The 22,152-nt window shown below is 68.3% G+C and carries 17 protein-coding genes; 10 read left to right on the forward strand and 7 right to left on the reverse strand.

Annotation, left to right across the window (positions count from 1 at the left end):
* Positions 1-209: 209 nt before the first annotated feature.
* Positions 210-587: a DUF4124 domain-containing protein gene (locus VER16_RS19255; protein ID WP_324810903.1), complete on the reverse strand. Its 378-nt coding sequence runs from the start codon at positions 585-587 to the stop codon at positions 210-212.
* Between the two features lie 80 nt (positions 588-667).
* Between VER16_RS19255 and pssA the strand changes: the two genes are divergently transcribed.
* The 3 genes from pssA to rimI are packed head-to-tail and all read left to right on the forward strand — an operon-like array spanning position 668 to position 2,441.
* Complete coding sequence (pssA, locus tag VER16_RS19260) at positions 668-1,444, forward strand: CDP-diacylglycerol--serine O-phosphatidyltransferase (RefSeq protein WP_324810905.1); 777 nt, start codon at positions 668-670, stop codon at positions 1,442-1,444.
* Positions 1,441-1,947: a hypothetical protein gene (locus VER16_RS19265; RefSeq protein ID WP_414716078.1), complete on the forward strand. Its 507-nt coding sequence runs from the start codon at positions 1,441-1,443 to the stop codon at positions 1,945-1,947. Before pssA ends, VER16_RS19265 begins: the two co-directional genes overlap by 4 nt.
* Positions 1,944-2,441: a ribosomal protein S18-alanine N-acetyltransferase gene (rimI, locus tag VER16_RS19270; protein ID WP_324810907.1), complete on the forward strand. Its 498-nt coding sequence runs from the start codon at positions 1,944-1,946 to the stop codon at positions 2,439-2,441. Before VER16_RS19265 ends, rimI begins: the two co-directional genes overlap by 4 nt.
* Positions 2,442-2,644: 203 nt before the next feature.
* On the opposite strand, the gene VER16_RS19275 is transcribed toward rimI, so the two are convergent.
* The 3 genes from VER16_RS19275 to VER16_RS19285 all read right to left on the reverse strand — a co-directional run bounded on the left by VER16_RS19275 (position 2,645) and on the right by VER16_RS19285 (position 7,546).
* Positions 2,645-5,473, reverse strand: a complete 2,829-nt coding sequence (locus VER16_RS19275; protein ID WP_324810909.1) for a valine--tRNA ligase — start codon at positions 5,471-5,473, stop codon at positions 2,645-2,647.
* A gap of 72 nt (positions 5,474-5,545) precedes the next feature.
* Positions 5,546-5,971 carry a DNA polymerase III subunit chi gene (locus tag VER16_RS19280; protein WP_108745936.1) on the reverse strand — a complete coding sequence of 142 codons (426 nt, stop codon included), beginning with the start codon at positions 5,969-5,971 and terminating at the stop codon, positions 5,546-5,548.
* A 96-nt stretch (positions 5,972-6,067) separates the two neighbouring features.
* Positions 6,068-7,546, reverse strand: coding sequence for a leucyl aminopeptidase (locus VER16_RS19285; RefSeq protein WP_324810913.1), 1,479 nt, complete (start codon positions 7,544-7,546; stop codon positions 6,068-6,070).
* Between the two features lie 104 nt (positions 7,547-7,650).
* On the opposite strand from VER16_RS19285, the gene lptF reads away from it, so the two are divergent.
* From lptF to VER16_RS19300, 3 genes are all read left to right on the forward strand, one after another.
* The gene (gene lptF, locus VER16_RS19290) at positions 7,651-8,733 is read left to right on the forward strand and encodes an LPS export ABC transporter permease LptF (RefSeq protein ID WP_324810915.1); all 1,083 of its coding nucleotides are present in this window, start codon (positions 7,651-7,653) and stop codon (positions 8,731-8,733) included.
* Positions 8,730-9,830: an LPS export ABC transporter permease LptG gene (gene lptG, locus VER16_RS19295; RefSeq protein WP_324810917.1), complete on the forward strand. Its 1,101-nt coding sequence runs from the start codon at positions 8,730-8,732 to the stop codon at positions 9,828-9,830. Before lptF ends, lptG begins: the two co-directional genes overlap by 4 nt.
* A 116-nt stretch (positions 9,831-9,946) precedes the next feature.
* The gene (locus VER16_RS19300; protein ID WP_324810919.1) at positions 9,947-10,804 is read left to right on the forward strand and encodes a hypothetical protein; all 858 of its coding nucleotides are present in this window, start codon (positions 9,947-9,949) and stop codon (positions 10,802-10,804) included.
* Between the two features lie 73 nt (positions 10,805-10,877).
* Here VER16_RS19300 and VER16_RS19305 read toward each other — a convergent pair whose 3' ends face one another.
* Complete coding sequence (locus tag VER16_RS19305) at positions 10,878-11,369, reverse strand: RDD family protein (protein ID WP_324810921.1); 492 nt, start codon at positions 11,367-11,369, stop codon at positions 10,878-10,880.
* Between the two features lie 56 nt (positions 11,370-11,425).
* Here VER16_RS19305 and xerD point away from each other — a divergent pair, with 56 nt between their 5' ends.
* Complete coding sequence (xerD, locus tag VER16_RS19310; protein WP_324810923.1) at positions 11,426-12,403, forward strand: site-specific tyrosine recombinase XerD; 978 nt, start codon at positions 11,426-11,428, stop codon at positions 12,401-12,403.
* A gap of 98 nt (positions 12,404-12,501) precedes the next feature.
* Positions 12,502-13,275 (forward strand): DsbC family protein, encoded by a 774-nt coding sequence (locus tag VER16_RS19315; protein WP_324810925.1) that lies wholly within the window; start codon positions 12,502-12,504, stop codon positions 13,273-13,275.
* An 80-nt stretch (positions 13,276-13,355) separates the two neighbouring features.
* Here the strand turns inward: VER16_RS19315 and VER16_RS19320 are convergent, their stop codons facing one another.
* Positions 13,356-14,594 (reverse strand): glycoside hydrolase family 18 protein, encoded by a 1,239-nt coding sequence (locus tag VER16_RS19320; protein ID WP_324810935.1) that lies wholly within the window; start codon positions 14,592-14,594, stop codon positions 13,356-13,358.
* Between the two features lie 89 nt (positions 14,595-14,683).
* Positions 14,684-15,469, reverse strand: a complete 786-nt coding sequence (locus VER16_RS19325; protein ID WP_324810927.1) for an Ig-like domain-containing protein — start codon at positions 15,467-15,469, stop codon at positions 14,684-14,686.
* Between the two features lie 878 nt (positions 15,470-16,347).
* On the opposite strand from VER16_RS19325, the gene purL reads away from it, so the two are divergent.
* Together purL and VER16_RS19335 are read left to right on the forward strand one after the other, a co-directional pair.
* Complete coding sequence (purL, locus tag VER16_RS19330; RefSeq protein ID WP_324810929.1) at positions 16,348-20,232, forward strand: phosphoribosylformylglycinamidine synthase; 3,885 nt, start codon at positions 16,348-16,350, stop codon at positions 20,230-20,232.
* Between the two features lie 441 nt (positions 20,233-20,673).
* Positions 20,674-22,152 (forward strand): YadA family autotransporter adhesin (locus tag VER16_RS19335; protein ID WP_324810931.1); only part of this gene is annotated, 1,479 nt, incomplete at its 3' end.

The following is a 22,152-nucleotide window of genomic DNA, read 5'->3' on the forward strand; positions in this document are numbered from 1 at the left end:
CCAACAGCCGCGTGAACCTGTCGAAGGCGGGGCACTGTGGGTTTGCGGGGTGTGAGCCGCATGGATGCGGCGACCAAGCCCCCATGGACGGGTTTACGGCGTCCCCGCAAACCCACAGTGCCCCGCCATCCCACGGAATGCCCGCTGTTGCTGTTGCTGTTGCTGTTGCTTCTGCAGGTGCAGGGCTGCAAGCCCTGCCGAAAAACCCCTCAACCCTCCGGCGGGCAGTAGGCCTTGATGGCCGCTTCGGCCAGTGCCGTCTGCGCCGTGCGCTGCTCCGGCGTCAGTGCGGTATCGGCCTTGCCATCGCCATCGGTGTCCTGCATCACCGGCGCGCTGCCACCCAGCAGGGCGGCATTGGCGCGGGCAGTGCTGCATTGCTCGGGGACCGGCTTGGCCTCGGCGGCCTCCGGGGCGGAAGCCTGGCCCCCGCGGGCCTGCGCCCGCGTTTCATACTTGGCACCGGCCGGCGGCGTCTCCGAATACTGGGTCACGCCCTTGGCATCCTTCCACTTGTAGACGGGCCCGGCCAGCGCGTTGGCACTGGCCAACAGCAGCAGGCATCCCAGGCAGGACAAGGCACGCATGGCAAACTCCATGGAATGGGCGTAGAACGCCGATTGCAGCATTGCCGCCGACCGCTGGCAAGTCGATTAAACTGGATTCCATGGACCCGATCACACCGCCGCCGCGCTCGCGCACGATTTACCTGCTGCCCAACCTGTTCACCACCGCAGGCCTGTTCTCCGGCTTCTACGCGATCATCGCGGCGGCCAACGGCGATTTCGTCAACGCCAGCATCGCCGTGTTCGTGGCCGCGGTCATGGATGGTCTGGATGGTCGCGTGGCGCGACTGACCGGCACCAGCAGCGAATTCGGCGTGCAGTACGACTCGCTGGCCGACCTGGTCAGCTTCGGGATGGCCCCGGCGCTGGTGATGTACCACTGGTCGCTGTCCTCGCTGAAACTGGACGGTGAGCTGCTCGGCCGCGTCGGCTGGGCGGTGGCGTTCCTCTATGCCGCCTGTGCGGCGTTGCGCCTGGCCCGCTTCAACACCCAGGTGGCGGTGGTCGACAAGCGCTGGTTCGTCGGCCTGGCCAGCCCCGCTGCGGCCGGCCTGATGATGTCCTTCGTCTGGGCCTTCGCCGATGGCAACCTGGGCTGGGACGGCAATGAACTGCGGTTCGTCGCACTGGCCGTCACCCTGGTCGCGGCCCTGCTGATGGTCAGCCGCATCCGCTTCTGGAGCTTCAAGGGTGGCGCTGCCAAGGGCACCCGTTCCGACCGGGTGCCGTTCCTGGTGCTGGCCCTGGTGCCCATCGCCATTGCCATTGCGGTCATCGACCTGCCGCGCGTGCTGTTCGTGGTGGGGGTCCTGTACGCGCTGTCCGGCCCGGTGATGTGGGCCACGCAGCGCCTGCGCAAGAAGCCCGAGGCCGCGTGAGCGAGGAACTGCCCGTGTTGTGGTCCCCGGCCCAGCAGGCCTGGCTGCAGGCCATGGGCTACACCGTCTACCACGACGGCCAGCTGGCCGCCGAGCTGGACGCGGCGCTGCAGCTGAGCGTGGCCGAGGCTGAGGCCGCCGCGGCACCGGTGCACAATGAGGCGCCTCGGCCGCTGCAACGCCCGGCCGAAGCGTCGTCCGAACGTGCACCGGTGCAGTACGAACGCGCGGCGCCGCCGGCGCGGACCACGCCGGTCGCCGCCCCGGATACGGCCCCGGCGGCATCCCGGCCGCTGCCCGGCGGAAATGCGCGTCAGCCGTCGGTGCGCCTGCCCGATCGCCTGCAGATCGCGCTGCTGCGCGCCTCCGGCTGCAACCCGAATGACCCTGCCACGCAGGCGCTGATGGACAGCTGGCCGCTGGAACAGCTGCGCCGTGATCCCAAGGCCAAGCGTGCGCTGTGGCCGCAGCTGCGCGCGCTGCGCAAGCGGGGCACGCCATGAGTGCGGTCGCCCAGCCGGGCCCGGTGTCGATGCGCGCCCTGCGCGAAAGCGATCTCACAGCGGTGATGGCCATCGAAGTGCGTGGCTACCCGTACCCGTGGACGCGTGGCATTTTCCTGGACTGCCTGCGTGCGGGTTACCCCGGCCTGGCGATGGAGCGTGACGGCGTACTGATCGGTTACGGCGTGCTGAGCATCGCCGCCGATGAAGCCCACGTGCTGAACATCTGCATCGATCCGCTGGAACAGTCGCATGGCCTGGGCCGGCAGCTGATGCGTGCACTGGTGCGCCTGGCCGGTGACCGCGGCGCGCAGCGCGTGTTCCTGGAAGTGCGCCCTTCCAATGCGCCGGCCCTGGCGCTGTACCACAGCGAAGGCTTCAACGAGATCGGTCGCCGCCCGCGCTATTACCCGGCCGCGCATGGCCGCGAGGATGCGCTGGTGATGGCGATTGAACTGGTGAACGACGACTTGCAGGTCATGCCACCGTTGTAATCGGCGTCGCATGGCCGCTGCGCTCGCCGGGCATGGCCCCGGTGCTGCCTGCCCGGTAGGTGCCAACCTTGGTTGGCACATTGCTCAGTGCGGACCAAGGTCCGCACCTACCAGAGCGAAGGCAGTGCGGACCAAGGTCCGCACCTGCCAGAGCGGGGCGAGGTAGGTGCCAACCTTGGTTGGCACATTTCACCCGCGCAGCGTTACAGCTTCGCGCGCTGTTCCTGCAGGCCGGCCAGCTGGGTATTCCAGTCCATCAGGCGCACGCGTTCCTGCTCGACCACGGCCGGCGGCACCTTGTCGGTGAACTTGGCCAGCTTGGTTTCGCTCTTTTCCTTCTCGCCTTCCACGCGCTTGATCTCCTTGTCCAGGCGCGCGCGCTCGGCATCCAGATCGACCAGGCCTTCCAGCGGCACCAGCAGCTTCAGCTCGCCCACAATCGCAGCGGCGGCCGGCGGCGCGCTTTCGCCTTCGGCCAGCCACTGGATGCTGTCCAGCTTCAGCAGGAACGACAGCGAGGCGCTGAAGCGTTCGATACGCACGCGGTCCAGCTCCAGGCCGGCCTGCAGGCGCAGCGGCACCAGCTTGGACGGGGCCACGTTCAGTTCGCTGCGCACGCGGCGCACCGCACTGATCACCGCTTTCAGCCATTCCACGTCGGCCTCGGCCTGGGCGAAATCACCGGCGAATTCGTCGGCGGTCGGGTAGGGGCGCAGCGACAGCGTGGTTTCGGCCAGGCCCAGGCGCGGGGCCAGCTGCTGCCACAGCTGTTCGGTAATGAACGGGGTGAGCGGGTGCAGCAGGCGCAGCAGCGCTTCCAGCACGTACAGCAGGGTGTGGCGGGTGCTGTCGGCGTCGGCGGCGTCGCCACCGTTCAGTGCCGGCTTGCTCAGTTCCAGGAACCAGTCGCAGAACTCGTTCCAGGCGAACTCATACAGGCACTGCGCCAGCAGGTCGAAGCGGTAGTTGGCGTAATGGCCCTGTGCCTCGGCGGACACTGCGGCCAGGCGCGCCAGGATCCAGCGCTCGGCATCGGTGCGCGGGGTCGGCACGCCGTTGAACGCAGCACCCTCGGTGTTCATCAGGGTGAAGCGGCTGGCGTTCCACAGCTTGTTGCAGAAGTTCTTGTAACCCTCGGCGCGGTTCATGTCGAACTTGATGTCGCGGCCGTGGGTGGCCAGCGCGGCGATGGTGAAGCGCAGCGCGTCGGCCCCGTGCGCGGCGATGCCGTCCGGGAATTCCTTGCGGGTGGCCTTCTCGATCTTCTCCACCATCTTCGGCTGCATCAGGCCGCCGGTGCGTTTGGCCACCAGATCATCGATGGCGATGCCGTCGATGATGTCCAGCGGGTCGAGCACGTTGCCCTTGCTCTTGGACATCTTCTGGCCCTGGCCGTCGCGGATCAGGCCGGTGAAGTAGACGTCCTTGAACGGAATCTTGCCGGTCAGGTTGTCGGTGGCCATGATCATGCGCGCCACCCAGAAGAAGATGATGTCGAAGCCGGTGACCAGCACCGACGACGGCAGGTAGCGGTCGAAACCGCGCTCGGCCATGGCCTGTTCGTTCGGCCAGCCCAGGGTGGAGAACGGCCAGATCTGCGAGGAGAACCAGGTTTCCAGCACGTCGCTTTCCTGGCTCAGCACCACGTCGCTGCCCAGATTGTTCTTTGCGCGCACTTCGCTTTCGCTGCGGCCGACGTAGCAGCTGCCGGTGGCGGCATCGAACCAGGCCGGAATGCGGTGGCCCCACCACAGCTGGCGGCTGATGCACCAGTCCTGGATGTTGTTCATCCAGTGGCGATAGGTGTTGATCCAGTTCGGCGGCACGAAGGCGATCGAACCGTTCTCCACGAGTTCCAGGCCACGACGCGCCAGCTCGTCCATCTTCACGAACCACTGGTCGGTCAGGTAGGGCTCGATCACCTGGCCGGTACGGTCGCCGCGCGGCACCTGCAGCTTGTGCGCCTTGGTTTCCACCAGGATGCCCAGGTCTTCCAGTTCGCCCAGCACGGCCTTGCGCGCTTCGTAGCGGTCCATGCCCTGGAAGCGTTCGGGCGCGTTTTCATTCAGCGCCGCCACCGGGGTGAACAGGTTGATCATCGGCAGGCTGTGGCGCACGCCCACCTGGTAATCGTTGAAATCGTGCGCCGGGGTGACCTTGACCACGCCGGTACCGAACGCGCGGTCGACGTAGTCATCGGCGATCACCGGCACGCGGCGGCCGGTCAGCGGCAGCACCACGCTCTTGCCGATCAGGTGCGCATAGCGCTCGTCTTCCGGGTGCACCATCACCGCGGTGTCGCCCAGCAGCGTTTCCGGGCGGGTGGTGGCCACCACCAGGTAATCGCGGGTCTCGCGCAGGGTTTCCACGCCGTCGGCATCGCGCTCGACGTGCTCGTAGCTCAGGCCCTCGTCCAGCGTGTAGGCGATCGACCACAGGAAACCGTCTTCCTCGGCGCTCTCCACTTCCAGGTCCGAGATCGCGGTCTTCAGCACCGGGTCCCAGTTGACCAGGCGCTGGCCGCGGTAGATCAGGCCCTGTTCGTGCCAGCGCACGAAGGCCTCGACCACCGCTTCGGACGGCTGCGGGTCCATGGTGAAGGTGCTGCGCGACCAGTCGGCCGAAGTGCCCAAGCGGCGCATCTGCCGCTCGATGGTGTCACCGGACTGCTGCTTCCACTCCCACACCTTGCCGATGAAGCCTTCGCGGCCCAGCGAATCGCGGGTCTCGCCCTTGCCTTCCAGCGCCAGGTTGCGGCTGACCACCATTTCGGTGGCGATGCCGGCATGGTCGGTACCGACCTGCCACAGCGTGTCGTAGCCACGCATGCGGTGGTAGCGCACCAGCGCATCCATCAGGGTCTGCTGGAAGGCATGGCCCATGTGCAGGGTGCCGGTCACGTTCGGCGGCGGCAGCAGGATGGTATAGGGCTCGCCCTTGCCGGACGGCTTGAAGTGGCCGGCCTTCTCCCAGGCCTCGTAGAGGTCGGTCTCGAAGGACTTCGGGTCGTAGCTGGAGGCGAGTTGGGTCATGCGGGGGAACCAGGAGGTAATCGTTGAAGGATCAGGGCAGCGGGGCGGCCCATCAAGAGGGCCGCGCCGCGCTCACATGTCGTGCTTGTTCAGGTCGTAGCCGGCGGTCTTGTACTGGCGCCAGCGCTCGCGCAGCGGCTCGCGCGCTTCCGGGTCGGCCGGCACCACTTCCAGCACGCGCTCGCACTGGCCCAGCCAAGGCTCGTCGCGCAGGTTGATCACCAGCGGGCGCATCGGCGCCTCGTCGCCGGGGATGGAAATCAGCACCACGGCCTCTTCCTCGTCCACGTCCTCGCCGACGATCTGGTGCGGGATGTAGGCATCCTCGTCGAACGACCAGAGCAGTTCGTCCAGTTCTTCGGCCTGGGCCTGGTCGCGGGCCAGCACCAGGGCGGGCAGCCCGGCATCGTTGGCCTTGCGCGCCAGCTCGCAGACCAGCCGCAGGGGCTCGGTCAGGAAGCGGGGCTTGGCGATCAGGTAGAAATCAGCGCGGGGCATGGCAGGGTCCGGGTCGGGCAGGGGCCCGGCATGCCGGGCGGGGGCAGGCCGGAGGATGCCCCGGCCGGCGGGCGCCGGCCAGGGGCAGGTACGGCATCAGGCGCGTGCGACCTGGTCCAGCAGCCACTGGCTCAGCAGGCCGACCGGGCGGCCGGTGGCCATGCCACGCTTGCCTTCGTCGCTGGCCACGCCAGCGATGTCCAGATGGGCCCAGCGCTGGCCTTCGGCGAAGCGCGACAGGAAGCAGCCGGCGGTGATGGCGCCGGCCCAGCGGCCGCCGATGTTGTAGACGTCGGCGAAGCTCGAATCCAGCATCGGCTGGTATTCATCCCACAGCGGCAGGCGCCAGGCGCGGTCGAACACGTGCTCGCCGGCGGCCAGCAGGTCGTTGGCCAGATCGTCGTGCTTGCTCATCAGGCCGGCGGTCTGGTGGCCCAGGGCGACCATGCAGGCACCGGTCAGGGTGGCCACGTCGACCAGGGCCTGCGGCTCGAAGCGCTGCGCGTAGGTCAGGGCATCGCACAGGATCAGGCGGCCTTCGGCGTCGGTGTTGCCCACTTCGATGGTCTTGCCCGACATCGAGGTGATCACGTCGGACGGGCGGTAAGCGTTGCCGTCGATGGCGTTTTCCACGGCCGGCACGACCACCACCAGGTTCAGCGGCAGCTTGGCCTTCACGGCGGCGACGAAGGTGCCGATGACGTTGGCGCCACCGCACATGTCGTACTTCATTTCCTCGATGCCGCCCTGGGTCTTCAGGTTCACGCCACCGGTATCGAAGGTGATGCCCTTGCCGACCAGCACGTACGGCTTGGCGTCGCCGCCGCCGGACCACTTGAGCACGACCAGGCGCGGGCGGTTGGCCGAGCCACGGGCCACGGCCAGCAGCGAGCCCATGCCCAGCGCTTCCATCTGGTGCTCGTCGAGGATCTCGGCGTCGGCGCCGTCGTGCTCGCCGGCGAACTTCACGCCCACGTCAGCCAGGTAGGCCGGGGTGCAGTAGTTCGGCGGCAGGTTGCCCAGCTCGCGGGCGAACTCGACACCGGCGGCGATGGCCTGGCCCTGGGCCAGGGCCTGGGCGTCGTCACCGGCGATGGCCAACTGGGCCAGGCCGGCGTCATCGGCCTTCTTCTTGCCCAGGGTGGCGGTGTAGCGGTAGGCGGCGTGGTCGGCGGCAATCACCGCCTGGCGGATCGCCCAGGCCGCGTCGCGGTCCTTGATGGCCACTTCGGACAGGGTGAACAGCGCGCTGCGGGCGGCGCCGGCCTTCAGCGCACGCACGGCGTCGCCGACGGCCTTCAGGTACTGCGGCACGCCGAAACGGGCTGCTTCGCCCAGGCCGACCACCAGCACGCGGGGGGCGCTGACGCCCGGCAGATCGTGCAGCAGGGTGGTGGCGCCGGTCTTGCCGGACAGGTCACCGCGCTGGGCCAGAGCGGCCAGGCGGCCGCCGCTGGCGGCGTCCAGGGCCTGCGCGGCCGGGGTCAGGGAGTGGTCGGCATAGGCGCCGACCACCAGGCAGTCAACGCTGGCGGCGGCCGGCGCGAGGTGGTTCAGGGTGAATTCGAGGGCCATTGAGCAGATTCCATTGGCGAGTCCGTACAATCGCAGGCCGTTTACGCCCAGACAGTAGACTGGGCGGCACCGCGAACGAACCCCAGAGTTTAAACCACCGCCCCATGCTGAAGCTCGACCGATACCTGCTGGGCGATTTCGTCCAGAGTTTCCTGGCTACCCTGATCGTCCTGCTGGTGGTCAGCGTGGGCGGCGTGCTGGTGGACATCCTCGGCAACATCGCCGATGGACGCCTGCCGGCCAAGCTGCTGTTCTCGCAGCTGGGCCTGCAGTTCGTCGCCTACATGCCGCTGATCCTGCCGCTGGCGCTGATGCTGGGCCTGCTGCTGGCCATCGGCCGCCTGTACCGCGATTCGGAAATGGCGGTGCTGACGGCCATTGGCGTGGGCCCCAAGCGCCTGCTGCGGCCGCTGCTGCTGCTGGTGGTGCCGGTGGTGCTGCTGGTCGGGGCCTGCTCGCTGTGGCTGGGCCCGTGGGCCGGCCGCACCGCCGAGCAGATGATCCAGGATGCCAACCGCAGCGTGCTGATGGCCGGCCTGGAGCCGGGCCGCTTCACCCCGCTGCCCAATGGTGGGGTGGTCTACCTGTCCTCGATCTCGCCCGATGGCACCCAGCTGGGCCGGGTATTCCTGCAGCGGCAGAAAGATGACCGCCTGGAAGTGGTGTCCGCCGCCGGCGGCCGCATGTTCTTCGAAGGCAAGCAGCAGCGCTTCCTGGAGCTGGATGACGGCCATCAGGTGGAGGGGCCGCTGGCCGGTGCGCTGGATTACCGCCTGGCGACCTTTGCCCGCAACGATGTGGCCCTGCCCGACGGCGCCCAGACCAAGGCCGAGGACGATCCCGAGCTGATGCCGACCCTGCAGTTGCTGGCTGACGACCGTGCCGAGGCCAAGGCCCAGCTGCACCGCCGCATCGCCCCGCCGCTGATCGCTCTGGCCTTTGCTTTGCTGACCGTGCCGCTGGGCCGCAGCTCGCCGCGCCAGCAGCGCTATGGCCGGATGATGCTGGCCCTGCTGGCCTACATGGTCGGCACCAATCTGACCTTCATCGGCGCCGGCTGGATTGCCGACGGCAAGGTTCCCGGCGCGCTGGGCCTGTGGTGGCTGACCCTGCCGCTGCTGGCCTTTGCGCTGTGGATGTATTTCCGCGATGGCCGCCTGGCGCGCCCGAAGGGAGCCCGCGCATGATGCTGCGACCGATGCGTTTCGATTTCTACCTGGGCCGTGCGGTGTTCACCACCGTGCTGCTCACCTGGGCGGTGCTGACCGGTCTGGACGTGGTGATGGCGTTCTCCGGCGAGTTCAAGGACATCGGCAAGAACGGCTACTCGCTGGGCCATGCCGCCGCGTGGGTGCTGTACACCGTACCGCGCCGTGCCTATACGTTCTTCCCGACCGCCGCGGTGATCGGTGCGCTGATGGGCCTGGGCCAGCTGGCCGCGACCTCCGAGCTGACCGCACTGCGCGCGCTGGGCCTGTCGCGCAAGCGCCTGAGCGTGTCGGTGGCGATCGCGCTGTCGCTGCTGACCGGTGTGATGGTGATCAGTGCCGAGACCCTGGGGCCGTGGGGCCAGAACCGGGCCGATGCGCTGAAGATGAGCGCCAAGTGGGGCACCGATGTGACCACGGCCCGCTATTCGGGCCTGTGGGCACGCGAGGGCGACACCTTCCTCAATGCCGCCAGTGGCGAAGAGCAGCTGGTCGGTGACAAGGGCACACGGCTGATCCTGCGTGACGTGCGCCTGTACCGCATCGCCGAAGACGGCAACATCGCCTCGCTGACCCACGCCGCCACCGCCGAGCACGACAAGGACGGTTGGGTGCTGACCCGGGTCAAGCGTGACACCTTCGCCGAGCGTGGCGCGACCCGCGAGGAAGCCGCACGCGAGAAATGGGATTCCCAGCTGGATGCCGGCGCGCTGGCGACCGGCATCGCCAAGCCGCGCAACCTGAGCGTGGCCGAGCTGCGCACCAGCATTGAATACCGCGAACGCAACGGCCTGGACGCCCGTGATTTCGAGGACATCTACTGGAGCCGCTGGTTCTACCCGTTGAACGTGCTGGCGCTGTGCCTGGCCGCGGTGCCGTTCGCGTTCGGTTCGCTGCGCAGCGGCGGCATGGGCAAGCGCCTGTTCCTGGGCATCCTGTTTGCACTGGGTTTCTGGCTGCTGCAGCTGTTCTTCGGGCGCATGGCCGGCGCGCTGAAATTCGATTACCGTATCGCCTATGCGTTGCCGCCCATCGTCATGCTGGCGGTGTCTGGTTGGCTGTTCCGGCGCAGGTAGCGTCGAGCACCCGCAATCGTTTCACTGGACCCGGCGGGCCCGCGTGTTCCCACGCGGGCTCTGCCTTTATCGCGAGCGCGCGCGTTGCGCACGCCGCTTCACCCTCAAGGATGAACATGATCCGTACACGCCTGTTTCCCTCGCTTGCCGCACTGCTGTTGCTGGTGGGCTGTTCACGTCCGGTCGATTTCGAGATCGACAACCCGACCGACAAGCCGGTCACCCTGACAATCGACGCGCAGCCGCACGTCATCCCGGCCCACACCGCCGTGCCCATCAGCCTGGAGCCCGGGCAGTACCGTCTGCAGAGCGAGAAGATCGGCACGGTGCGGATGGTGGTGTATGCCGGCGGCAATGGCGGCCTGATCAACCCGACCCTGGGCGAGTACGTGATCGTCACCGAGCAGTACGTCACCAGCAAGACCAATTCCGGTGGCCTGGCCTCGAAGGTTGAGCTGAACGATGTGGAGATCGAAGGCCCCTACGTGAAGGTGACCGGCCTGTTCGTTCCGCGCCGCTGGGATATCGGCCTGCTGGGCGAACTGCCGACCATGGTGGTCTCCAACAGCCCGGATACCTCATCGGATTACCGCACCAAGCTCTACAACGTGCCCGGCTTCTTCGAGTACCTCGATGCCGCGGACGATCTGCGCGCCGCCTTTGGCCCTGGTGGCTACCAGACGCCGGAGGCGACGGTCACGTTCACTGCGGCCACCCTGCCGGAATTGCCGGCGGCGTTTGAAGAGCAGGGCAAGCCGATGCGCGAGCTGTATGCGCAGTACCTGGCCGCCAGCGATGCCGGTGAGCAGAAGCGCCTGAAGAAGGCGAGCCTGAAGCTGTGGCAGGACTTCGGTGCCACCCGCGGGGCGCTGAATGGAAAAATCCCGGTGCCGGACGACGTCAAGGCCACAGCGTTCTCGTCGCAGTTCTTCGATCTGTGGGCGCAGCCGGCGGTGATCCTGCCGGAAACCTGAGCCCCAGGTAGCGTCGAGCTTGCTCGACGCCAAGCAGACATCGGCAGCGCCGGGCCATGCCCGGCGGATAGTGTCAGCGCTTCGGCACCCGCACCACGCGGGTGCCGCTGGCGCGGTCATGCCAGGTCAGGCGCTGGCGGTCCAGCCACGCCCACCAGAAGCCCAGCCCACCCAGCAGCAGCGACAGCGTGGCCACCGCGTAGCGCAGCCACAGCTGGCGGCGCCGCAGCGGCGTGCCATCACGTGATTCCAGCTTCAGCCGCCACGGCCGCATGCCCAGGGTCTGCCCGCCGCGGCACCAGCTGGCCGTGGCGTACCACCCGGTCACCCCCCAGCACACCGCCCACAGCAGCCACTGCCAGGCGCTGAAGGGCGCGATGTTCTCGCGCTGCGCATGGCCGCTGAAGGTGTAGGCCAGGGTGAACAGCGTGCCGGCCAGCATCCACAGCGCCAGCACCGGCAATGCGTCATAGACCATGGCCAGCACACGCCACGGCAGCAGCGCACGCGGGCGGGGCGTTTCGGTGGCGGCCGCAGTGGCCGTGTCGGTGGCAGGGCGGGACATGCGCCGAGCATACGCAAAGCTGGCCGCGCCCGCAGTGGCCCTCGTATCCTGCACGCATGGCCCTTATTTCCACCCCTGCCGAACGCCGCCAGCTGGTCACCCAGCTGCCGGAACTGCGCGCCGACGACAGCGTGCGCATCCAGCGCTTCCTCGATGCGATCTGGGCCGAGAACGGCCTGGCCCGGGCCACCCTGGACAGCTACCGGCGTGATCTGGAAGGGCTGGCGCGCTGGAGGGATGGCCGCGAGGGCGGCCTGGCCGGCATCGAGCGCGCGGGGCTGTTTGATTACCTGGCCTGGCGTACGCGCCATGGCTGGTCGCCACGCAGCAATGCGCGCCTGCTGTCGGCGCTGCGCGCGTTCTTCGCCGATGGCGTGCGCCGTGGCGAGCGCAGCGAAGACCCCAGCGCGCTGCTGGATCCACCCAAGCTGCCCCGCCTGCTGCCCAAGGCGCTGGCCGAAAGCCAGATCGATGCCCTGCTGGCTGCGCCGGACATCGACAGTCCGCTGGGGCTGCGCGACCGCGCCATGCTGGAACTGATGTATGCCGCCGGGCTGCGCGTGAGCGAGCTGGTGCTGCTGCCGGCCACGGCGGTCAATCTGCGCCAGGGCGTGCTGCGGGTGACCGGCAAGGGCAGCAAGGAACGTCTGGTGCCGCTGGGCGAGGAATCCCAGCACTGGCTGGAGCGCTACCTGCAGCAGTCGCGGCCGCAGCTGGTGGGCAAGGGCAAGGTCCATGCGCTGGCTGACGGGCAGACCCCGCTGTTTGTCGAGCCCAGCCTGCATGCACTGACCCGGCAGGCGTTCTGGCATCTGGTCAAGCGCCATGCGCAGGTGGCCGGCATCGACCCGGCACGGATCAGCCCGCATGGCCTGCGGCACAGCTTCGCCACCCATCTGTTGAACCGCGGGGCCGACCTGCGCGCGCTGCAGATGCTGCTGGGCCACAGTTCGCTGTCCACCACCCAGATCTACACCCTGGTCGCCCGCGAGCACCTGCAGAAGCTGCACGCGCGGCACCACCCCCGCGGCTGAACGCCCTGCGCGGGCGGTCACGCAGGGCGTGCGCGCGGTCGCGTCCCGTTGCGCAGGCCTGTGTCAGAATCCGGGGTCTGGTTCCCTGCGGATGCCCCATGTTCCGATTTGCCATCGCTGCACTGTTCAGCGCGCTGAGCCTGACCGCCTGCGCCCAACCCGCGCCGCCTGCCGCCAGGGCAGCCGCCACGGCCAGCCCGGCCGCCAACGGCACGTCCGAACGGACGGTCCGCGCCGCACTTGCCGCGCTCATCCCCAATTCCAAGGTGGATTACATCGGCGCGGCGCCGTTCCCGGGCTTCCGCGAAGTGCTGGTGTCGGGCCAGCTGCTGTACGTTTCCGATGACGGCCGTTACCTGTTCCAGTCGCAGCCCTACGACATCCAGGCCAAGGGCCCGGCCAACAGCGAAGGCCTGCTGGGTTACCGGCGCGATCTGCTGGCCAAGGCCAACCATGGTGACCGCATCGTGTTCGCCGCACCGAACGCGAAGTACACCATCAGCGTGTTCACCGATATCGAGTGTGGTTATTGCCGCAAGCTGCACCAGGACATCGCCGAGCTGAACCGCAACGGCATTTCCGTGGAATACCTCGCATTTCCGCGCATGGGCCTGGGCAGCAAGGATTACACCGACATGATCTCGGTCTGGTGCGCGGCCGACCGTCGCCAGGCGCTGACCAATGCCAAGCGCGGTGGCACGGTGCCGGCGAAGAACTGCACCAACCCGGTGGCCATGCAGTACACGCTGGGCCAGCAGCTGGGCGTGAGTGGCACGCCGGCCATCTTCGCGCCCGATGGCACCCAGCTGGGGGGTTACCTGCCACCGGCGCAGCTGCGTGCGGCGCTGGAAAAGCTGTCGGCCAAGCGCTGAGTGGAACGTCGCCGGGCCATGCCCGGCGGATGTTGAATCCATGGGGGAGCCGGGGACGCGATGCGTCCCCGGCTTTTTCCTTATTTCAGGCCGTCACTGACCGCCTTGGTCAGCGTGCCCTGTGCGTCGTCGCCACTGAACTCCCAGACGAACGCACCGCCCAGCCCCTGGGTCTTCACATAGCCCATCTTGCGGGTGATGTTGGCCGGGGTATCGAAGCTCCACAACGTGCTGCCGTTGTAGATCCACGTGGCACCGGCGGTGTTGTCGGTGTAGCCCGGCCAGACCAGGTTCTTCAACACCTTCCAGTCTTCGATGCCCGCCTCGTAGGTGCCCGGTGCCGCGCCGCCGGCGGTCTGGTACATGCCGTTGCTGGCGTTGGCCACGCCGGTCCAGCCACGACCGTAGTAGCCGATGCCCAGGTTGAGCTTGGCTGCAGGTACGCCGCGGCTGATGAAGGCCTCGATGGCATCGTTGCTGTTGTACAGCTTCTGGTCGCCGGTGGACGGGTCATTGGGCGAATCGAACAAGGCCGACTGGTGATTGGTCTTCGCATCCCACGCACCGTGGAAGTCGTAGGTCATCACGTTGATGTAGTCCAGGTACGGGTGGTACGCGGCCGGGTCGGTCACCCGGATCTTGTCCACGCCCGCCCCCACCGCCACCGTCAGCAGCAGGCCTGGGCGCACGGCATCGAGCTGGCGGCGGAACTCGGCCATCAGTGCGGTGAAGTTGGCATTGTCCTCAGGCGCGCCGCAGGCAATGCCACACGCCACCGGGTACTCCCAGTCGATGTCGATGCCATCGAACACGCCCAGTGCCGCGGCGGTGCCACCAGCACCGTCGGTCACCGGCAGGTTGCCCTTGATGTAGGCATCGATGCAGGAGGCGACGAAGGCCTGGCGGTTTTCAGGGCGTGCGGCGCTGGAGAAGCCGCGCGACCAGGTCCAGCCGCCCAGCGAGATCAGCACCTTCAGGTTCGGGTACTTTGCCTTCAGCTGCTTGAGCTGGTTCCAGTTGCCACGCAACGGCTGGTCCCAGGTATCGGCGCCGCCGCTCACGCTTTCACCGGCACCAAAGGCCTTGGTGTAATCGGCAAACGCATCGCCACCGGCACCGGTGTTCGGGTCCGAGGCCTGGGTGATGCCCACTTCGCAGCGGTTGTTGCGCACATTGCCGAAGGCATAGTTGATGTGGGTGAGGCGTTCGGCCGAACCACTGCTGTCGATGTTCTTCACCCGGTAGTTGCGGCCGTAGATGCCCCACTGGGTGAAGTAACCGATGACCCGTTTGCCGGTGCCGCCGCCGCTGTTGGCCAGCGTGCTGGCGCTGACCGCCGTGCCCTGGGCCGACGCGTTGCCGGCGTTGTCACGGGCGCGGACCCGGTAGCTGTAAGTGGTCGAGGCGGTCAGGCCGCCATCGACGTAGCTGGCGCTGGACGGCGAGCCGACCAGGCTGCCGTTGCGGTACACGTCGTAGCCGGCCAGACCGCTGCCGCCGTGTTGTCGGTGGATGGGCTCCAGCTCAGCGCGATGCTGCTGGCGGTGCGGGTGCCCACGGCCAGCCCGCCGGGCACGCTCGGCGCGGTGGTATCGCCGCTGGCGGCGTTGACGGTGATGGTGATGGTGGGTGTGCTGCTGGTGGCGTTGTTGTTGTCGGTGGCCACCGCGCGCAGGGTGTGGCTGCCGGCGCTGGCGTTGGCCCAGCTGGCGCTGTACGGGGCGCTGGTGTCCACGCCGATCGAGCTGCCATCGCGGAAGAACTCGACCTTGCTGACGCTGCCGTCCGGGTCGCTGGCAGTGGCGGTCACGGTGACCGTGCTGCCGGCGCTGAAGCTGGCGCCACTGGCGGGCGAGGTCAGGCTGACCACCGGTGGCTGGTTGACGCCGCCGCCATCACAGGCGCCCAGGTTGGTGTAGTAGGGCGCGCCGGCCGGATGGTCCGGCGGTGCGTTCCAGATGTCCTGGTTCGCCCGGTACAGGACACCCCCCTTCTGCAGGGTGTCGCCGGCCCGGTAGATCTTGGCCTGGTCCCATTCGGCGACGCCGGCACAGCTGGCCGCCTGGGCCAGGCCGGGCAGGGCAGCGGCCCCGGCGGCCAGGGCCAGCAGCCAGGCCAGGCGGCGCGGGCGGAGGGAGCGGGAGGAGCGTTCGGCACTGCGTACATCGGCACTCTGCAGACACGTGTCGTACATGGTGGGTCTCCGACTTCCGGTGGCGCGCGGGCCCGGATGGCGCCGCGCGTGACGCAGGTCCGGACGTCGCCCGGGGAGGGCGACGATGGGGCGGACGGGGTACCAGGCCGGGCCGGGGAGAGAGTCCGGCTGGCCGGGTAGGGACAACGTTGTCATCAATTGTCGGGTCAATCCGTGAGCCAGCGCATGGTTCCGGGATTCGGGCGAAGAGTTGCGCTGGCGCGCGGTTGGCTGCCATCGGCGGAGCCCCCTCGTGGCTGGTGATTTCCGCGAACAGCGGATTTCTGGGGGAGGGCCGGGCGGGTGGGGTCAGGCGGGGACGCCGTGAACCCATCCATGGGGGCTTGGCCGCGGCATCCATGCCGCGGACACCCCGCCTGACCCGACCTGCCCGGCCTTGGACAGGTTCCTGCGCGCGCCAGCCACGAAAGACAAAAGAAAATTCAAAAGCAAAAGCCGGTCGCTGCGCTCTCGATGCCTGATTTCCTGCTTTTGCTTTGTTTACCTGTTGCCGGCCAGCGGCCGCGCGTCGCAGAACCAGGGTCAGAGCCCGTTGCCAGGGAACGCGATCCGACCCCGTGCCGTGCCGGCAGCTCGCGGGGAACTGTCGAAGGCGGGGTGGGTCCGGTTGCGGGGGTGTGAGCGGCATGGATGCCGCGACCAAGCCCCCATGGATGGGTTTACGGCGTCCCCCGCAACCGGACCCACCCCGCCATCCCCCAGGAAACCCGCTGTTGCTGTTGCTCCGGCTGTTGCTGTTGCTGTGGCCGTTGCCGTGGCTTGGCGCCTCTGCGGGTGCCGGGCGCCGCCCGGCCAAAGCCCTCCCCCCCGGTTCCGGTACAATGTCGGGCCCGTTTCCCAACTACGGTTCCCCGGACATGATGGTCCTCGAGGGCGCGCCCGCCCTGTCGCTGTTCCGCCGCGAACGCCTTGAATCCCGCCTGCAGTCCATCGCTCCCTCCCTGCGCATCAGCGGTGCCTGGCACGTCTACTTCGTCCAGCCCGAAGGCACGGCCGCCCCCGACGTGGCCACCCTGTGCCGCATCCTGGAAGCCCAGCCGCAGGCCGAGGCCGTCGCCGACGGCGCCGTCAGTCGCATCGTCGTGCCCCGCCTGGGCACGCTGTCGCCCTGGTCCAGCAAGGCCACCGAACTGGTCCGCGGTGCCGGCCAGCCGGTCAGCCGGGTCGAGCGCGGCCTGCGCATCGACGTGCAGGGCTGGCCGACCGAGGCTGCCGCCCAGCAGGCGCTGGTCAAGGCCCTGCATGACCCGATGACGCAGTCGGTGCTGGATACCGTCGACCAGGGCCAGGCCTTGTTCACCACCCCGGCGCGGGGTGAACTGGAACGCGTGCCGGTGGACCAGCTGGAGGCCGCCAACCAGCGCCTCGGCCTGGCCATGGCCCAGGATGAGATCGACTACCTGCGCGAACGCTTCACCGCGCTGGGCCGCTCGCCGTCCGATGTCGAACTGATGATGTTCGCGCAGGCCAACTCCGAGCACTGCCGCCACAAGATCTTCAACGCCAGCTGGACCATCGACGGCCAGGAACAGGACCGTTCGCTGTTCCGGATGATCAAGAACACCCACCAGCAGACCCCGCAGCACACGCTCAGCGCGTACAGCGACAATGCCGCGGTGATCGAAGGCCACCCGGCCTCGCGCTACCGCCCCGATCCGGCCAGTGGCGAGTACCGCCGCGAACCGCAGGTGCCCAGCGCCTTCCAGATCAAGGTGGAAACGCACAACCACCCGACCGCGATCGCGCCGTTCCCAGGCGCGTCCACCGGCAACGGTGGCGAAATCCGCGATGAGGGCGCGACCGGCCGTGGTGGCAAGCCGAAGGCCGGCCTGTCCGGCTTCTCGGTCTCGCACCTGCGCATTCCCGAGCTGCCGCAGCCGTGGGAAGCGCCGCGCGCGCTGAACCCGCGCATGGCGCCGGCGCTGGAAATCATGACCGATGGTCCGCTTGGCGGCGCTGCGTTCAACAACGAGTTCGGCCGCCCGAACCTGCTCGGCTACTTCCGCAGCTTCGAGCTGCCTGAAGGCGCCGACCTGGTGCGCGCCTACGACAAGCCGATCATGCTGGCCGGCGGCCTGGGCGCGATCGACCGCATCCAGGTCGACAAGATCAAGCTGCAGGCTGGTGACGCGGTGATCGTGCTGGGTGGCCCGGCCATGCTGATCGGCCTCGGTGGCGGTGCCGCCAGTTCGGTGGCCTCCGGCGAAAGCGCCGAGGACCTGGACTTCGCCAGCGTGCAGCGCGACAACCCGGAAATGGAGCGTCGCTGCCAGGAGGTCATCGACCGCTGCGTGGCGATGGGCGCCAACAACCCGATCAAGTTCTTCCACGACGTCGGCGCCGGTGGCCTGTCCAATGCCATTCCCGAGCTGCTGCACGACTCCAACGTCGGCGGTGTGATCGACCTGGGCAAGGTGCCCACCGATGACCCGTCGCTGTCGCCGATGCAGCTGTGGTGCAACGAATCGCAGGAACGCTACGTACTGGGCGTGGCCCAGGAACGCCTGGCCGAGTTCGCCGCGCTGTGCGCCCGCGAACGCTGCCCGTTCGCCGCCGTCGGCGTGGCCACTGCCGAAGAACACCTGGTGGTGGCCTACGGTGCCGTGCCGGGCCACACCCCGGCCGATGCGCCGATCGATCTGCCGATGGACGTGCTGTTCGGCAAGCCGCCGAAGATGCACCGCGACACCGCGCACCCGCCGGCCCCGCGCTGGCCGGCGCTGAAGACCGGTGGCCTGGACCTGCAGGACGCCGGCCTGCGCGTGCTCGCGCACCCGACCGTGGCCTCGAAGAACTTCCTGGTCACCATTGGTGACCGCAGCGTCGGCGGCCTCACCGCGCGCGAGCAGATGGTCGGCCCGTGGCAGCTGCCGGTGGCCGATGTGGCCATCACCCTGGCCGATTTCGACGGCGTGGCCGGTGAAGCGATGTCGCTGGGCGAGCGCACCCCGCTGGCCCTGCTCGATGCCGCGGCTTCGGCACGCATGGCCGTGGGCGAAGCACTGACCAACCTGTGCGCGGCGCCGGTCGACGCACTGGATGAAATCAAGCTGTCGGCGAACTGGATGGCCGCCGCCGGCCACCCGGGCGAAGACGCGCTGCTGTACGACGCGGTGAAGGCCGTGGGCATGGAACTGTGCCCGCAGCTGGACATCAGCATCCCGGTCGGCAAGGACTCGCTGTCCATGCAGGCGCAGTGGCACGACCAGGGCGAAGCGCACAAGAGCGTGTCGCCGGTGTCGCTGGTCATCTCGGCGTTCGCGCCGGTGGCCGACGTACGCCAGCAGCTGACCCCGCTGCTCGACCGTGACGTGGACAGTGAGCTGTGGCTGATCGGCCTGGGTGCCGGCAAGCAGCGCCTGGGCGGTTCGATCCTGGCCCAGGTGCATGCCGACCATGGCGACCTGCCGGCGTTCGCCGGTGCTGCCCCGGACCTGGATGACCCGCAGCGCCTGCGTGGTTTCTTCGAACTGATCCGCGATGCGCGCCAGGCCGGCCTGCTGCTGGCCTACCACGACCGCAGCGACGGTGGTGCCTTCGCCGCACTGTGCGAAATGGCCTTCACCTCGCGCCTGGGCCTGGACATCACCCTCGATGCCTGGGGCGATGATCCGTTCCGCAGCCTGTTCAACGAAGAACTGGGTGCGGTGGTGCAGATTGCCCGCGAAGACCGTGCGGCCTTCGCCGACCTGATCGAGCGCCATGCACTGATCGAGTGCGCGCAGCGCATCGCCAAGCCGACCACCGCACCGGTGGTGCGCGTGTCGCTGGGCGGCGAGAACCTGGCCGAATGGCGCTGGGAAGCGCTGTTCGATGCCTGGTGGTCGGTCACCCATGCGATGCAGAAGCGCCGCGACAATCCGGCCAATGCCGATGCCGAGCGTGAGGTGGCCCGTGCGTTCACCGCACCGGGCCTGAAGCCGAAGCTCAGCTTCGACCTCAACGAGGACGTGGCCGCACCGTTCATCAGCACCGGTGCGCGTCCGCGCGTGGCGGTGCTGCGCGAGCAGGGCGTCAACGGCCAGATCGAAATGGCCAACGCCTTCGAGCGCGCCGGCTTCCGCGCCTTCGATGTGCACATGAGCGACCTCATCGAAGGCCGCGTCGCCCTGCAGGAGTTCACCGGCCTGGTGGCCTGTGGCGGCTTCAGCTACGGCGACGTGCTCGGTGCCGGTCGTGGCTGGGCGACCTCCATCCTGGAGCGCAGCGCGCTGCGTGATGCGTTCGCCGCGTTCTTCGCCCGCGAAGACAGCTTCGCCCTGGGCGTGTGCAACGGCTGCCAGATGATGAGCCAGCTGAAGGACATCATCCCCGGTGCCGAGCACTGGCCGCAGTTCCGCCGCAACGCCAGCGAACAGTTCGAAGCGCGCACCGCGCTGCTGGAAGTGGTGGAGTCGCCGTCGATCCTGCTGCGTGGCATGGCCGGTTCGCGCCTGCAGGTGGCGGTGGCGCATGGCGAAGGCCAGGCGGTGTTCGACAACGCCGTGGACCAGGCCACCGCGCGCGTGGCGCTGCGCTACGTCGATGGCAACGGCAACGTCGCCAGCCAGTACCCGCTGAACCCGAACGGTTCGCCGGAGGGCATCACCGGCCTGACCAGCACCGACGGTCGCGTCACCATCATGATGCCGCACCCGGAGCGCACGCCGCGTGCGCTCAACCTGAGCTGGGCCCCGGCCGAGTGGCAGGGTGATTCGCCGTGGATGCGCATGTTCCGCAACGCGCGGGTGTGGTGCGGCTGATCGCGCACGCGCCGCGCAGGCTGCAATCCGATGAAGTACGGAAAACCCGGCAGGCAACTGTCGGGTTTTTCTTTATGCGGGCGGAAAATCCTGTCGCAGCCGTCAGTTACATGCATTTACATGGCGCCAACACTTCGTCACGTGTTTCTAACAAAACCCTTCACTAAATGCGTGAAACCGTGAACTGCTTCACGGCAATGGGAATTGCTGCGTCAAAGTCTTGACGATGCAGAAAGTTGCCGTTAACACTTGGGCCCTGTTTCAAATCTGTTCATACCGCAGTAACCGCACGTCGCCTGCGCCCGGTTTTCTGTCGTTGCGCGCCGTCCGGCAATACCCGCAGTAAATCACGCGAATAACGCCCCGAGGGGACGTTGGACCAGAAGGTCCGGCGCTGGCGTTGCTTTGCCCAAAACCAGTCCAAAATCAGGAGCCGTACCGATGAATCGGATTTATCGCAAGGTCTGGAACAAAGCGTTGGGTCAGTTGGTGGTGGCCTCGGAACTGGCCTCTTCCGACACGCGCGGTGGGGTCGTCGACCAGCGCCGCAACGGTGACTCGATCCGGCCGCTGACGCTGGCCGCAGCGCTTGCTCTGGCCATGGGACTGGGAGGTACGGGCCTGGCCGCCGCGCAGTCGGTGGAAATCGGTGGCAACGCCAACTGCGTCACCCTCAGCAGCAGCCTGATCGACCAGTGCGTGGTGGACGGCAGCGCCAACGCCAGCGGCCGCAATGCGGTGGCGGTGGGCACCGGCAGCACTGCCAGCGCCGCCAACAGCGTTGCCCTGGGAGCGGGCTCCACCGCCAACCGTGCCAATACCGTTTCGGTGGGCGCGGCAGGCAACGAACGACAGATCACCAACGTGGCGGCGGGCACGGCCGCGACCGATGCGGTCAACCGCGCGCAGCTCGATGCCCAGGCACGGGCCCAGGCGCAGGCCACCCAGGCCGCGCTGGCCACTGCTACGGCCGAGGGCAGCCGCTATTTCAAGGCCGATGGCGCGGGTGATGACAGCGACGCCGCGCAGATCGACGGCGAGGGCGCACTGGCGGCCGGTGCATCGGCGGTTGCCAGCGGCGACGACACCACGGCGCTGGGCAACGGCGCGCAGGCCACTGCCGACAGTGCCACCGCCGTCGGCGCGCAGGCGCAGGCGACGGGCAGTGGCAGCACCAGCGTGGGTGCCGGCAGTGCCGCCAGCGGTACCGCATCGGCCAGCTTCGGTGTGGGCGCCGAAGCCACCGGCGGCTACAGCACTGCACTGGGCGGCCTGTCCAACGCCTCGGCGTTCAATGCCACCGCCGTCGGCAATGCCGCCAGCGCCACCGGCTCCAACAGCGTGGCCGTGGGTGGTGATGCGCAGGCCAGCGGCGCCTACAGCACCGCCACCGGCCAGAGCAGCCTGGCCACCGGCACCAACTCGGTGGCCGTGGGCGGCGCCTTGTTTGGCCTGCTGCCCACCGAAGCCTCCGGTGATTACTCCACCGCCGTCGGTGGTGGCGCCTGGGCACCGGGTACCAACAGCACCGCGCTGGGCAATGCTGCCGAAGCGCAGGGCGCCAACAGCGTGGCGCTGGGTGCCGATTCGATTGCCGACCGCGACAACACCGTGTCGGTCGGCGGCAATGGCAATACCCGCCAGATCACCAACGTCGCCGCCGGTACGGAAGGCACCGACGCGGTGAACAAGGACCAGCTGGATGCGGTTGCCGCCACGGCAGAGAACACCGCCAAGTACTTCCAGGCGGCCGGCAGCGAAAACAGCGATGCCGGCGCCCTGGCTGAAGGTGACAGCGCACTGGCGGCCGGTGAAGCCGCCAACGCCATTGGCGATGGCGCCACCGCACTCGGCGGCGGCGCTACTGCCGTAGCCGCCAATGCCACCGCCGTGGGCTTCAACAGCCTGGCCACCGGCGCC

The sequence above is a fragment of the Stenotrophomonas sp. genome (assembly GCF_035634915.1).
Taxonomy (GTDB): Bacteria; Pseudomonadota; Gammaproteobacteria; order Xanthomonadales; family Xanthomonadaceae; genus Stenotrophomonas.

Bases quoted from the DNA above. Each gene is read 5' to 3' on its own strand.
- purL (WP_324810929.1), top strand. From the start codon at position 16,348: ATGATGGTCCTCGAGGGCGCGCCCGCCCTGTCGCTGTTCCGCCGCGAA.
- lptG (WP_324810917.1), top strand. From the start codon at position 8,730: ATGATGCTGCGACCGATGCGTTTCGATTTCTACCTGGGCCGTGCGGTG.
- VER16_RS19255 (WP_324810903.1), bottom strand. From the start codon at position 587: ATGCGTGCCTTGTCCTGCCTGGGATGCCTGCTGCTGTTGGCCAGTGCC.
- VER16_RS19325 (WP_324810927.1), bottom strand. From the start codon at position 15,469: ATGTACGACACGTGTCTGCAGAGTGCCGATGTACGCAGTGCCGAACGC.
- VER16_RS19305 (WP_324810921.1), bottom strand. From the start codon at position 11,369: ATGTCCCGCCCTGCCACCGACACGGCCACTGCGGCCGCCACCGAAACG.
- VER16_RS19300 (WP_324810919.1), top strand. From the start codon at position 9,947: ATGATCCGTACACGCCTGTTTCCCTCGCTTGCCGCACTGCTGTTGCTG.
- VER16_RS19285 (WP_324810913.1), bottom strand. From the start codon at position 7,546: ATGGCCCTCGAATTCACCCTGAACCACCTCGCGCCGGCCGCCGCCAGC.
- lptF (WP_324810915.1), top strand. From the start codon at position 7,651: ATGCTGAAGCTCGACCGATACCTGCTGGGCGATTTCGTCCAGAGTTTC.
- xerD (WP_324810923.1), top strand. From the start codon at position 11,426: ATGGCCCTTATTTCCACCCCTGCCGAACGCCGCCAGCTGGTCACCCAG.
- VER16_RS19275 (WP_324810909.1), bottom strand. From the start codon at position 5,473: ATGACCCAACTCGCCTCCAGCTACGACCCGAAGTCCTTCGAGACCGAC.
- VER16_RS19315 (WP_324810925.1), top strand. From the start codon at position 12,502: ATGTTCCGATTTGCCATCGCTGCACTGTTCAGCGCGCTGAGCCTGACC.
- rimI (WP_324810907.1), top strand. From the start codon at position 1,944: ATGAGTGCGGTCGCCCAGCCGGGCCCGGTGTCGATGCGCGCCCTGCGC.
- pssA (WP_324810905.1), top strand. From the start codon at position 668: ATGGACCCGATCACACCGCCGCCGCGCTCGCGCACGATTTACCTGCTG.
- VER16_RS19280 (WP_108745936.1), bottom strand. From the start codon at position 5,971: ATGCCCCGCGCTGATTTCTACCTGATCGCCAAGCCCCGCTTCCTGACC.